This is a genomic window from Streptomyces bluensis (assembly GCF_014650715.1).
Lineage (GTDB): Bacteria > Actinomycetota > Actinomycetes > Streptomycetales > Streptomycetaceae > Streptomyces > Streptomyces bluensis.
Genome location: NZ_BMVM01000013.1, coordinates 184052 through 197460, shown reverse-complemented (window position 1 = coordinate 197460; position 13409 = coordinate 184052). Strand labels below are relative to the sequence as shown.

The 13409-nt window shown below is 73.5% G+C and carries 9 protein-coding genes; 2 read left to right on the top strand and 7 right to left on the bottom strand.

From position 1 onward, the window contains the following. Positions 1–54 precede the first annotated feature (54 nt). Positions 55–2673 (top strand): glycoside hydrolase family 2 TIM barrel-domain containing protein, encoded by a 2619-nt coding sequence (locus IE262_RS28345; RefSeq protein ID WP_229877542.1) that lies wholly within the window; start codon positions 55–57, stop codon positions 2671–2673. Positions 2674–2871: 198 nt separating this feature from the next. Here the strand turns inward: IE262_RS28345 and IE262_RS28340 are convergent, their stop codons facing one another. The 7 genes from IE262_RS28340 to IE262_RS28310 all read right to left on the bottom strand — a co-directional run bounded on the left by IE262_RS28340 (position 2872) and on the right by IE262_RS28310 (position 12552). Beyond that, a complete protein-coding gene (locus tag IE262_RS28340) occupies positions 2872–3672 on the bottom strand; it encodes an N-acyl homoserine lactonase family protein (RefSeq protein WP_189877654.1) in 801 nt (266 codons plus the stop codon). Between the two features lie 47 nt (positions 3673–3719). Beyond that, a complete protein-coding gene (locus tag IE262_RS28335; RefSeq protein WP_189877652.1) occupies positions 3720–4709 on the bottom strand; it encodes a PDR/VanB family oxidoreductase in 990 nt (329 codons plus the stop codon). Further along, positions 4699–6135: a glutamine synthetase family protein gene (locus IE262_RS28330; protein ID WP_189877650.1), complete on the bottom strand. Its 1437-nt coding sequence runs from the start codon at positions 6133–6135 to the stop codon at positions 4699–4701. The genes IE262_RS28335 and IE262_RS28330 overlap by 11 nt, the downstream gene beginning before the upstream one ends. A gap of 5 nt (positions 6136–6140) precedes the next feature. Further along, positions 6141–7493 (bottom strand): aromatic ring-hydroxylating dioxygenase subunit alpha, encoded by a 1353-nt coding sequence (locus tag IE262_RS28325; protein ID WP_189877648.1) that lies wholly within the window; start codon positions 7491–7493, stop codon positions 6141–6143. Positions 7494–8285: 792 nt separating this feature from the next. Further along, positions 8286–10241, bottom strand: coding sequence for a primary-amine oxidase (locus tag IE262_RS28320; protein WP_189877646.1), 1956 nt, complete (start codon positions 10239–10241; stop codon positions 8286–8288). After that, the gene (locus IE262_RS28315; protein WP_229877541.1) at positions 10238–11902 is read right to left on the bottom strand and encodes a gamma-glutamyltransferase; all 1665 of its coding nucleotides are present in this window, start codon (positions 11900–11902) and stop codon (positions 10238–10240) included. The genes IE262_RS28320 and IE262_RS28315 overlap by 4 nt, the downstream gene beginning before the upstream one ends. Further along, a complete protein-coding gene (locus IE262_RS28310; RefSeq protein ID WP_134041221.1) occupies positions 11899–12552 on the bottom strand; it encodes a cyclase family protein in 654 nt (217 codons plus the stop codon). Before IE262_RS28310 ends, IE262_RS28315 begins: the two co-directional genes overlap by 4 nt. 134 nt (positions 12553–12686) lie before the next feature. Between IE262_RS28310 and IE262_RS28305 the strand changes: the two genes are divergently transcribed. Beyond that, positions 12687–13385: a GntR family transcriptional regulator gene (locus tag IE262_RS28305; RefSeq protein WP_189877644.1), complete on the top strand. Its 699-nt coding sequence runs from the start codon at positions 12687–12689 to the stop codon at positions 13383–13385. Positions 13386–13409: the final 24 nt, after the last annotated feature.

Sequence of the window (13409 nt, the reverse complement as noted above, 5' to 3'; positions counted from 1 at the left end):
GCTCGTGAGAGGGCGGAAGAGATGGCGATGCGGGAGCAGCGACCGTCAGGCGGCGTGACGCGGCGTCAGGCACTGCAACTGGGCGCGGTGGGCGCGGTGGGCGCGGGTTCGCCGGCGCTCGACGCCGGCCCCGCGACCGCCGCGGACGGCACCGAGTCGCCCTCCGCGGGCGGGACGCCCAGGGAACGGTCGTTCGACGAGGGATGGCGCTTCTTCCGCGGCGAAGCGACCGGTGCGCAGGACCCGGCGTTCGACGACGGCTCGTGGCGGTCGCTCGACCTTCCCCATGACTGGAGCATCGAGGACCTGCCCCACGCCCCCGCTCCCGACGGAGGAGCCACCAGCGACCCGTCGCTGCTCGTCCCCAAGGAGCCGCCGGCCGAGCCCGGCCCGCCTCCGGTGATCGGCCCGTTCGACCCGGAGAACAGCGAGGGCGGGGGCTCGACCGGCTACACGGTCGGCGGGATCGGCTGGTACCGCAAGCACTTCACCCTGCCGGACACGGACGGTGAAGGCGACCTCCACCACGAGCTGCGGTTCGACGGCGTGTACCAGAACGCGGACATCTGGCTCAATGGCGTCCCCGTGGGCTTCCACCCCTACGGCTACACGTCCTTCGCGTACGACCTGACCCCGCACGTGAAGCGCGGGGGGACCAACGTCCTCGCCGTGCGGGTCGACAACACCGGCCGCAACAGCCGCTGGTACTCGGGTTCGGGCATCTACCGGCACACCTGGCTGACGACGACGGGGCCGGTGCGGATCCCGCTGTGGGGCGTCCAGGTGAGCACCCCCGTGGTGGGCGAGCGACGGTCGGTGGCGCGCGTGGAGGTGTCCCTCGCCAACCTGGGCGAGCACCCCTCGTCGGCGTCCGTGCGCGTCAGCGTGCGCGACCCGCGTGGCCGTGTCGTGGCGACGGCCCGGAAGCCCGCGCAGGACCTCGCGCCCGGCACGACGGCAACCGCACGGCTCGACCTCCCGATCAGACGGCCCGAGCTGTGGTCCATGGACGCGCCGAACCTCTACTCCGCCCACACGGAGGTGCTGGTCGGCGGCAGGGCGGTGGACACGCTCACCACCACCTTCGGGATCCGCTCACTGGTGTGGAACGGCGAGGCCGGCTTCCTGCTCAACGGAGAGCCGGTCGAGATCATGGGCGGCAACGTCCACCACGACCACGGCCCGCTGGGCGCCGTCGCGCTCGACCGCTCCGAGGAACGCCGGGTCGAGATCCTCAAGGAGGCCGGCTTCAACTCGATCCGTACCGCCCACAACCCGCCGACACCCGCACTGCTCGATGCCTGCGACCGGCTGGGCATGCTGGTGATGGACGAGATCTTCGACGTCTGGGACACCGGCAAGAACCCCCAGGACTACTCCGTGCACTTCGCCGAGTGGTGGGAACGGGACCTGAGAGGCACGGTGCTCCGGGACCGCAACCACCCGAGCGTGGTGATGTGGTCGCTGGGCAACGAGATCACCGACCACACGAACGGCCACCGGGGAGCCGAGATGGCCCAGGCGCTCCGCTCCCTCGACAGGACCCGGCCGATCACCCTCGGCGGCGGCTCGACCCACTCGGCGAACGACCCGTCCTGGGACTACGTCGACGTCGGCGACGTGCACTACAACGCCAACGGCAAGACCTACGGCCCGATGCACGAAGCCCACCCCGACAAGGCGATGACGCACAACGAGACGTTCCCGGCGACGATCCACCAGGACATCACGTTCGCCGCCGAGCACACCTGGGCCACCGGCACATGGATCTGGGCCGCCTGGGACTACCTCGGCGAAGCCGGCATCGGCAAGACGGCGATCCCGCCCGTCGGAACGGCTGAGACCATCGGCGACCAGAGCGTCATGCCGGGCTGGTCGATCTCCCGCGAACTGCACCACACCTGGGGCGGCTTCGGCTACCCGTACCCGTACTTCCAGGCGAACTGCGGGGACTTCGACCTGATCGGGCAGCGCAAGCCGCAGAGCCACTGGCGGGCGGCGGTGACCGGCCGCAGCCCCGTGGAACTGCTGGTGGAGCGCCCGACCCCGCCGGGCACCGAGCAGGTGGCGCTCTGGTGGGGCTACTACGACGAACTGGAGAGCTGGACCTGGGACGTGGAGCCCGGCACGCCGATGACCGTGCACGTCTGCACACCGGGAGACAGCGCGCGGCTGCTGCTGGGCGGCAAGGCGGTCCCGGGCGGCGCCGCGAGGGCTCCCGAGCGGTCCGTGGCCACCTTCACCGTGCCGTACGAACCCGGCGAGCTGACGGCCGTCGCCAGCCGGAACGGCAGGGAGATCGGCCGGAAGACCCTCACCACGGTGGGTGCCCCTGCCGCGCTGCGGCTCGTCCCCGACGTCACGGACCTCACCACCGGCCGGGACGACCTCGCGCACGTACTCGTCGAGGTCATCGACCGGCACGGCCGCCCGGTCCCCGACGCGACGCTTGAGGTGACGTTCGAGGTCACCGGCGCGGGGGAGCTCGCCGGAGTCGGCAACGGCAACCCCCACAACGTCGACAGCTTCCGGCAGCCGCGCCGTCACACCTGGCACGGCAAGGCGCTCGCCATCCTGCGACCCGCGAAGCGACCTGGCCGCCTCACCCTCACCGCCAAGGCCTCCGGCCTGAGGCCGGCGACCGTCACGCTGCCGGTCGGACGGCCACGCTGACAGCCGGGCCTGCGGCCGGGAGGCCGCGGGCCGGGTGTACTCCGGGCAGCGCCTACCCTTAGGGCATGAGCAGCAGCGACCGGAGCCGGGCAGTGGGCGTCAAGGCATACGAAGTACGCACCTATGGGTGCTGACCTTCACAAACGGCTTGTGCCCGGTCGGGTACCTCGCCCGGCGGTCCCGTGATCCTCACCGTGCTCATCGAGCCCCGGACAGCCGCCGGATCAACTCCGGCCAGACGACCGGGTCGTGGCCCGGGACCAGCTCGTACCCCTTCTCCTCAGCCAGCCGCTTGAGGCGCCGGATGGGCCCCGCGGTCGCCTCCGGGGTCACCCCGATCGCGGTGCCGGCGGACCGCTCTCCGGTGATGTTCTCCGTCAGGTCGGCAGCGTCGCAGGCGAACACGAAACCGCGGCCCCCGGCGAGGTCCACCACGAAGCTCTGGTGGCCCGGGGTGTGCCCGGCGGTCAGTACGGCCGTGACCCCCGGCGCGATCTCATGGTCGCCGTCCGCGAGCCGCCAGTCGATGCGAGGATCGTCGAAGTCCGTCCGGAAGATCGTGTTGCGCTCCACCTCGGGCCGCCCTGACAGCCCGTACTCCAGCTCGGCCCGCTGGATGTGCACGGGCACCCGTCCGGCGAAGTGCTTCAGCCCGCCGGCGTGGTCGGCGTGCAGATGGCTGATGGCGACCGCCGAGACATCGTCCAGAGTGACGCCGACCGCGGCCAGCGCCTCCTCCAGGGGCTCACCGGGACCGGGCAGTTCCGGCTGGTAGGAGGGGGATGGGTAGTAGCGCCGACGCAGGGCGGGGTCCCGCAGCAGGGCGGTGTTGAACCCGGTGTCCAGCAGCAGCCACCCGTCCTCGCACTCCAGCAGGACCGCCGGTACGGGTTCGCGCACGCGTTCACCGTGCGGGGCGCCGTGCACCGACACCGCCTTGGGCAGTTCCTCCCAGCCGAGCAGAAGCGGCAGGACGCGCCGTACACCGTGCCGGGTCATGGTTCTCCTCCCTGAGGGCCGTCCCTGAGGGCCGGCCAGAGGCATGGTCACAGGTCGAGTTCGAGGACCGGCGAGGCGGAGCGGCTGACACAGATCATCATCGTCGTGGCGGCTGCGCGCTCGTCCGGTCCGATCACCGAGTCGCGGTGGTCGGGTGCCCCGGCCAGCACCGGCGTCTCGCAACTGCCGCAGTAGCCTTCCTCGCACGAGTAGGGCACGTCCGGCACGCGTTCCCGTACGACGTCCAGCAACGACCTGTCCGGGGGCACCGTCAGACGCAGCCCCGACCGGCACAGGACCACATCGAACCGGCCCTGCGGCGCCCCGGCCGCGGCCCCCGCCCCGGCTTCGGCCCCGGACGCGGGGCCGAACCTCTCGATGTGCAGCGGGCGCGGCGGCACGGAGGCGCGGCACAGTCCAGTCACCGACTCCAGCATCGCCGCCGGACCGCAGGCGTACACCACGTGGTCGGGCGGGGTGGCGGCGAGTTCGGCGGCGAGGTCGGGCAGGCCCGCCTCGTCCTGCGGCACCAGCCGGACCCGGTCCCCACCGAGGGTGGTCAGCTCCTGGGCGTAGGCGAGCCGCGAACGTTCCCGGGCGCCCAGGACGAGCCGCCACGGCAGGCCGCCGGCCGCCAGCGCCCGGGCCATGGGCAGCAGCGGGGTGACCCCGATGCCGCCGGCCAACAGCAGATACCCGGGGGCCGGGACCAGCGGGAACCGGTTGACCGGCCCGTCGACCGTCAACTCCTTTCCCACGAGCGCCGTTTCGTGTATCTCCCGGGAGCCGCCCCGGCCGTCCGGCGCGAGGTGCACCGCGACGGTCCACGCCGCCCGGTCGCCCGGATCGCCGCACAGGGAGTACGACCGGCGCAGCCCGGACGGCAGGGTCAGGTCCACATGGGCGCCGGGCTGCCACGGCGGCAGCGGCCCGTCGGTCCGACGGGTCAGCCGCAGCTCCACGACGTCCTCGGCGATCCAGCGGGCCTGCCGGACCAGAAGCCGCACGGAAGCCGGTGCACGCAGGTCAGAAGACACGGAAGTACTCCCGTTGTTCCCAGTCGGTGACCTCCTGGGCGAAGCGGGCGATCTCGGCGCGCTTGACGCTCGTGTAGTAGGCCACGAAGTCCTTGCCCAGGCGGTCCCCGAGCACCTGGTCGGCCTCCAGCGCGTCGAGGGCCTCGCCCAGCGAGCGCGGCAGCGGCTCCGCCCGGGTCGCGTACGGTTCGTCGGCGGCCGGGCCCGGGTCCAGGCCGCCCGCCACGCCGTCCAGCCCGGCCGCGAGCTGGGACGCGAGATAGAGGTAGGGGTTCGCGGCCGGCTCACCGATCCGGTTCTCCAGCCGGGTGGCCGAGGGGTCGTCGCCCAGGACGCGCACCATCGCGCCCCGGTTGTCGCGCCCCCACACCGCGCGGTCGGGCGCCAGCGACAGCGAACGGAAACGCTTGAAACCGTTGAGTGTGGGTGTGGAGAACGCGCTCGTGGCCCGGGCGTGGCGCAGCAGGCCGCCCAGGAACGCGGAGCCGTACGGCGACAGCCCCGTCCCGTCCGCCGCGGCGGCCCCGGGCTCCGGGGCGAAGACGCCGACGCCGTCCCGCAGCACGCTCTGGTGCAGATGCCAGCCGCTGGAGAACACCCCGGGCAGATGGGGACGGCACATGAAGGTCGCGTGGTGGCCGTGCCGGGCGGCGACCTGCTTGACGGTGCTGCGCAGCAGCACCATCGCGTCCGCGGTGTCCAGCCCGTCGGCGGGCCGCAGCGTGATCTCCACCTGGCTCGGCCCGAACTCGACCTCCAGGCTGCGCAGCGGCAGGCCCAGCTCCTCGATGTGGGCGCGCAGCACGTCGAGCACCGGGTCGAGCTCGTCGTAGCGCAGCTCGCTCAGGTACTGGTAGCCGTGGTTGAGCATGCCCACCTCGGGCGCCGCGCCGGGCTGGCCGAGGTCGGCGGCGCCCAGCCTCGGGTCGTCGAGCCGGAACAGGTGGAACTCCACCTCCAGTCCGGTGCGGTAGGTGAGGCCGCCGGTCTGGTCGAGGACCGAGCGCAGCAGCCCGCGCGTGCACAGGGGAACCGGGGCGCCGGAGGTGAAGCGCAGGTCGCACAGCAGCCAGCCGGTACCCGGCGACCACGGCAGCATCCGGAAGGTGAGCGGGTCGGGGACCATCACCATGTCCGCGGCGCCGCGCAGTTCGGGCAGCCCGAGCGGCGTCTCCTTGGTGAACAGCGGGAACACGGTACGGCCCGAGGTGTCCTTGGCCAGCAGCGAGGAGGCGATGCCGGTGCCGTCCCGCAGCACGGTCGCCACCTCGGACGCGGTGACGGTCTTCCCGCGCAGCAGCCCGTGCTGGTCGGCGAAGACCAGCCGCACCACCTTCAGCCCGCCGCTCCCGGCGCGGTCGCGGATCTCCTCGGCGGCGGCCGACTGGCCGGCCGTCCACCCCGCGTGGCGTTCGATGAATCCCACGCCGCTCAGCCGTCCGTTCCGACGGGCTGTGCCCAGCCGCTGTCCGCGCGCTGTTTCGCGGTCACGGCCGCCCAGTGCTCCGCCCAGCCCTCGGTGGGGCCGATGCCGTCCAAGGCGACCGGTCCGCGCAGTTCGGCCGCCTGTTCGGCGGGCAGCACCAGCGGCGGGTCCTCGCCGCGCTCGACGGCGGCCATCGCCTCGCCCAGCATCCGCCGGTACATCACGATCGCCTTGTCGGAGCGGCCCAGGTGCTCGCGGGTGCGGTCCTGGATCGCGCCCTGGCCCTCCACCGCCCACTGGTCGTGCACGTTGATGTCGGTGCCGAGCCCGGTGTACGTGGTCGTGAGCTGTTCTACGGGGTCGTAGCCGTAGTTGTTGGAGCGGCCGAAGCGGGGCCGGTAGTCGGGCAGCGTGACCGCGCCGATCCGCTGGCGGCGCATCTCCTCCCGGTCGACCGGGCCGCCGACACTGGTGAACTGCGCGTACCAGTAGCAGGACGTGTCGTCGATCGGCACATGCCACTGGGTGATCGCGGTCTCGGCGTCGAGCGGGATGTGGAAGCCGTGCGGGAAGACCTGATGGGTGACGCGGACATGGGTGCGGCTACCGTCCATCGGGCGGCCCGAGGCGTCGGTGCCGTCCAGGGTGCGCAGGGCGGTGATGCGGATGCCGTACGGCGTGCGGACGGCATCGATGCCGGGGCGGCCGTATTCGCGCAGGATCTTCGTCATCGGCAGGTCGGTGCCCCGGGATGCGGCCCGGAACTGTTTGCCGTAGCTCTCCGAGGGGTCCTCGTCCTGGAAGAAGCGGTGCAGGTAGGAGGCGTGGGCCGGGTCGATGCCGACCTCCAGGGCCTGGAGCCAGTTGCACTCCAGCAGGCCCTTCCAGGCGAACGAGTGGCCGGCGGGCGCCTGGAAGCAGTCCAGTGCGGGCAGTTCGGGCGGCTCGCCCGGGCCGAGGTAGCCCCAGATCACGCCGTTGATCTCGCGGACCGGGTAGCTGCCGAGGCGGACCCGGGCGGCGAGGCCGCTGCCGGCCGGCTCGGCCGGGGTGTCCAGACAGGCGCCGTCCCGGCCGAAGAGCCAGCCGTGGAAGCAGCAGCGCAGACCGCCGTCCTCCAGCCGGCCCAGCGCCAGATCGGCCCCCCGGTGCGGGCAGCCCCGGTCGACCAGGCCGAGTTCACCTTGCTCGTCCCGGAACAGGACCAGGTCCTGCCCCAGCACCTTCGGGGCCACCAGGGGCCGTACGCCGTCGAGTTCCTCGCTCAGGGCGACGGGCTGCCAGTAGCGGCGCATCCAGTCCCCGCCGGGCGTGCCCGGGCCGGTCCTGGTGAGCCGTACGTTCTCTTCCTCGCGCATGGGACGCCTCTCTGTCTCGGTCACGGTAGCGGGCGGAGGATCCATAACCCAATGGATTGGATCCAATATTTACGTGGGTGTAACGGCGGCCGCTCAGCAGGCAGACCGCCATGGCCGCGTCCGCGCTCGCCATCAGCGCGCCCGCCGCGCCCTGCCCCGTCGCCGCCATCAGGACCGTCAGTGGCAGCACGGCGAGATGCGCCACGAGGAACGGCCCCCGGCGGGAGGCTGCCGGGACCCACAGCAGCAGGCCCGCCGTCACCCAGGCGAACGACCGCGCGGCCTCGGCCGCCGGCCCGCCCGGCGCGTGCAGCGGCGGCAGGTGCCAGGCGTACGCGGACACCGTCCATACGACGGCCCCCACGCACGCGTCGCGACGGCCGCACACCGCGGTCGCGCCGGTCGCGCGGACGACGTACGCGAGCAGCCCCGGCCCCACAGCCGCCAGCAACTCGAAGCGGATCATCGCCCATACATGGGCGTCCACCGCGCCCGGCGCCCGCGCCAGCAGGAGCGGGATGCCCAGTGCGCACGCGGCGGCCCCGGCGGCGAGCACCGAAGGGCCGGTCAGCCGCCGCGCCCCGGGCGCCAGCGTGACCCGCAGCGCGGGCCAGGCGAACGCCACCGTGACGGCGACAGCCGCGCCGAGCGTGCCGAGGGCCGCCGTCGCGTCCGCGGCATGCGCCGCGTGGCCACCGTGTCCGCCGCCCGCCACCGCGACGGCGGCCGTCGCGGCCAGGACCGCGACGCCCCCGAGCGACGGACCCGCCGGGAGCGGTTCCCGCGCGGCCGTCATCCGCAGCAGTGCCCGCCGTCGGCGTCCGCCCTGGGCGCCGGTGAGTGGCAGGACACCGGAGCGGGCACGTCCAGCGCGGGGTTGCGGTCGAAGAAGCCGTCCGGCTCCAGCCGCAGCCGGGCCCGGGCCACCGGCATCACGGGCCACTCCTCGGGACGCGGGAAGTGGTGCGAGCCGACCGTCGCCCACAGCACCAGCTCCGTGCCGTCCAGCGACCGGTCCTCCTCCTGCCAGCGGTGCACGCCGTCCGCGCCCGGCTCCGCCTGGTTCGGGTACTCGCCCGCCACGAACCGCCGCGCCGGGTCGTACTCGGTCGCCCACAGTTGCTTCGCGACGAAGGGGGCCCGTCGCGCGCACACGCTGTCCGGGCGCACCGGCAGCACCGCCGTGTTCTCCACATGCACCCGGTACGCCGTCGGCTCGCCCATCCGGTTACGGGCCTCGGTGCTCTCCACCCGCCAGTGCAGGGCCCGGGAGGCGTCCGTGCACCGCCCGCCCTCCACCTCGCTGAGGATCGGCCGCAGTACGGTCCGCGCCGCGTTGCCGTACGGGTCGAGTGCGGGGTCGGGCTCGTGCTCCGCGGTGACCTCGACCAGCCGGTTCGCCGTCCCGTCCACCGCCATGTCCAGCCGTACGGCGAAGAAGTGCTGGTGGTTGGTGACCGCGACGTTGGGGGCGACCCGGCGCGCGTACGGCGTCTCCTCGTCCTCCGTGACGCCGGTGGCGGAGAGGATGCCGGTCATCTTGATCTCCAGCATGATCGAGCCGTCCTGGTACAGAGACCAGTAGAAGCCGTAGTCGTAGTTGGCGACCGTGGCGAACGCCGAGATGATCAGCCGGCGGGAGCGCCGAACCTCCGTGCGGCCGGTGCGGCCGTCGTGGTGCTTCCAGAGGATCCCGTCGTCCTCCTCGTGCATGCAGATCGCGTTCGGGATGACCCGGGGCACGCCGTCGCCGCCGAGGACGGCCGCGTCGAAGTAGTGGATGACACCCAGGCAGTCACAGCCCAGGGCGAGGGAGTTGGTGAGCGGGCCGGCGCCGTACTCGCCCCAGTCGAAGAAGTTCTTGCGGTACTGCGTGGAGGCGGTGTCGAAGTACGGCACGTACATCTCGTTGACCGAGGCCCGGCGGATCACCTGGCGCGGTCCCCGCCCGCCCGCGTCGAAGGTCAGGTCGTGCAGCACCAGCCCCTCGCGGTGGGTGAAGCCGACCCGTACCGACCAGCCCTGCCATTCGACGCGCTGACCGGTGACCGTGAAGCTCGGCCCCTCGGGCTGGACCACCTCCAGAGGCCGCAGCCCCGCCCGCTCGGGCACGGTTCCCGCCGCGAACACCCCGGACTCCTGCGACAGCGGCACGATCCCGTGGTCCTCGACGTACAGCACCTCCATCGACTCCATGTCGATGATCGGCACGACACCCTGCACGGGCCGCGCATAGCCGTTGTCGTCCTCGGAGGTGCGGTGCCACACGCTGCCCCAGGTCAGCCGCCGTCCCGGGTACTCGGGCGGCTCGAAGCCGCCGATCGACTCCGGGTCGACCATCACCAGCGACACGTCGTGGATGCCGCGCAGCGCCAGCGCCTCCCGGAACCGCGGGTCCGCCCGGCACGCGGCGGCGGCCTGCCGGGCCTCCTCCGAGGAGCAGCCGGGGCTGCGCACGTCCAGTTCGCGCCAGGCCGTCGACCGCGGCTTCTCGCCGAGTTCGAGATCGACCTCGTACGCGAGGTGTGCCGAGGGACAGATCACCACGGCGCGCGCACGCCGCGCGTCATCGGGCCCGGCCGTGCGCGCGTGGTGCTCGTCGAGGGACAGGCCCCAGAACCGGGCGTCCTCGGTGATCCGGGGGTCGGTCCGCAGGACCTTGACGGCGAGGGCGAGTTCGGCGGCCGTCAGCGGATCCAGGGGGTGCGGTGCCGGGGCGGCGGCCGACCGGGGGGCGAGGGTGCTCACGGGCGGTGTCCTTCCAGGGTGGTGCGGGTGGGAGCGGGTGCGTGGTCGGCGGGGTCGTGGTGGGGCGCTTCCGGGGCGTCTCCGGGCGCGCCCGTACGGCGGTCCGCGCCGCCCGGCGAAGTGCCGGGTGTGTGGCGTACGGTGCCGCCGTCGGCGCGCGGGTCGGAGGCGCCGTCCAGGCGCCCGTCCCGGAGCAGACGCACCACCTGGGTGTGGCCCGCCAGATCGGTGGGCCCGGCCGTGACCACGACCGGAAGTCCCAGGGGCGGCGCGTCCGTCGCCGTGGTGAGGGAGCCCGGCTCGGCGAGCAGGGTCTGCTCCTCGAAACCGATGTCACGGGCGCCGATCACCCAGCGCGGGTGCTCCAGTTCGGCCACGGGATCGGCGGCCGGGTCGGCGAGCCGGGGCAGGGTCTGGGCGAGGATCTGCGGCTGGGCCCGGCCTCCCTGGCAGCCCGCCGCCAGCAGCAGGGCGTCGGACCGGCCGATCACCGGGCACAGGGTGTGCGGCGGACGCGCGCCCGGCCGCAGGACGCCGGGGTGGCCGGGCAGCAGGCTGAACGCCGAGCCCCGGTTGTGCAGGACGATCCCGGTCTCGGGGTCGCACAATCCGGAGCCGAAGGTCTGGTACACGCTCTGGATCAGCGACACCGCCAGGCCCGAGGAGTCCACGGCGGTCACCGCGACGGTGTCCCCGGAGGGCCGGAACGCCGGCTTCGGAGGCTCCGCGCCCGCCAGGGGAGCCGGGTTCAGCAGCCCCTCCAGGTCGAGCCGCTGCCCGCGCGGGTCGCCGAGCAGCCGGTCCCGGGCGGCCGAGGCGTCCCGGCAGCGGTCGGTGAGCAGCCGGGTGCGCTCCGGTCCGGGCAGGCCCGCCGCGTCGACCGCCGCCGACAACAGCGTGGGCAGGACGGCGCCCTGGCTGGGCGGGGGAGCGACCCACCAGCGGGTGCCCGCCGGCTCGACGCTCAACGGCTCGGCGGACTCCGCCCGGTGGGCGGCCAGGTCGGCGGCGCCGAGCGGACTGCCGAGGCGGCGCAGCCCGGCGGCGAGTGCCTCGGAGACCGCGCCGCGGTAGAACGACCAGGGGTCGTCGGCGAGTTCGTCGAGCACATGCGCCAGTCGCGGCTGCGGGAGCGGGTCACCCTCGCCCAGCGGGCGGTCGTCGGGACCGGTCAGCAGCGCGGACAGGCCCGGGTCGGCCGTGATCCGCTCGGCATGGTCCCCCATGGCGCGCGCCAGCCCGGCGGACACCGTCGCCCCCTCCCGGGCGAGGGCGGCGGCGTCCCTCAGTGCGGCGGGCAGCGCGCCCGGCGTGCCGTACGCCTCCGCCAGCGCCGCCCAGCCCGCCACCACACCGGGCACGGTCACGGTCTGCGGGCCCTGCGCGGGCATGCGCGGGTCCGCGGCGCGCAGCGCCTCTACATCGACGTCGCGGGACGCCGCACCCACCGAGAGCACGGCCCGCACGGTGCCGTCGGGCGTGTGCACCAGGGCGATCAGGTCGCCGCCCAGAGAGCACTGGTGGGGGTAGACGACGGTCAGCGCGGCGGCAGCGGCAAGCGCCGCGTCGACGGCGTTGCCGCCGCGCCGGGCCGCACGTCCGGCCGCGTCGAGCGCCGCCCGGTGCGGAGCGGCGAGGACCAGCCCGTGGCCGGGGCTCACGCCTCGTCCCGGGGCACCAACAGGGTGCGCGAGGGGGCCGCCTCGGCGCCCTGGAGCGGCACGGGCAGCGACAGCATGTCGTAGACGCCCGCCGGGGTGTGCAGCAGGTCGACCACTTCGAGGATCAGCACGTCCGCCCCGCACAGCAGCTGATGTGTCTCCCAGTGCGTGGTGTAGTCGACCGCCTCGATGCTCAGGTAGTCGATGCCGGCCGTGCGCACCCCGGCCTCGATCAGCCGCTCCGCGCCGTCCGGGGCCAGACCGACCCACTGCCGTGCCTTCCACGGGCTGCGCAGCACGCCCTGAGAGTTGCTGGTACGCAGCAGCACCCGCTCCTCGGTGCCGAGCCCGGCGGCGTCCAGGTCGGCGGCGGTGATCTGCTCCTTGACGTGGGTGAGGTCGAGCACCCGGGCGGTTCCGTTCAGGGCCGACAGGTCCAGCCGGTCGACGGTTTTACCGCCGTCGACGAAGTGGGCCGGGGCGTCGATGTGGGTCCCGGTGTGGGCGCCGATGCGCCAGCGGCTGACGTTGGACGGGTCGCCGGCCGTGCGCGACTCGACGACCTCCACTTCGGGCCTGCGGCCCCAGTGCAGCATGCCGGGGTGGATGGGTACGGAGACATCGATCGCCTTGGTGACGTCCAGGTTCATGACACACTCCCATTGGATACGGGTATCTTTTGAATGGATCCAATTCCGCCGGACGGTGGACGGCGGCCGCGTGGCGGACTGCTCCACCCGTGCGCGGCCCTCGTCAGCCCCCGAGAAGGGTGAGACCCACTCCGATGACGCCCCAGACCGACCAAGGCGCCCTCGTCGACGGCATCGCTGCCCGCATCCGCAGCCGGATCATGAACGGGGAGCTGCCCATCGGCCAACCGCTGCGCCAGGCGGCGCTGGCCGCCGAGTACGGCGTCAGCCGCACCCCGGTGCGCGAGGCGCTGCGCCAGCTCCAGAACGGCGGACTGATCGAGATGCAGCCGCACCGCGGCGCGGTGGTCCGGGTGCCGGCGCCGTGGGAGGTACGGCACGCGTACGAGGTCCGCGCGGAGCTGGAGGGCCTGGCCGCCCGGCGCGCCGCCGACCGGATCACCGAGAGGCAACTCGCCGAACTGCGCCGCCACAACGACGTGCTGCGCGCGGCGGCCGAGGGGGCGGCCACCCGGACCGGCGGCCCGTTCGCCACGACGGAGGCCAACGACTGCTTCCACACGGTGGTCTGCCGGGCGGCCGACAACCCCTGGCTCAGCCGCATGATCGACCGGATCAACGAGAGTTTCCCGCGCAACGTGTCCTCGCTGGCCCTGACGGACGACGAACGCCACCGGCAGCTGAATATCCGTCAGCACGACGCCATCGTGGCCGCGTTGACCGACCGGGACGGGGACCGGGCGCAGGAGGCGATGCGCGAGCACGTCGTCAGCGCGGGCGAACACCTGACGGCCTGGTACGAAAGGCGCTCCCAGACCGTGTTCCGCGGCTGAACCGCCCCCGGGCGCCCCGGTGGC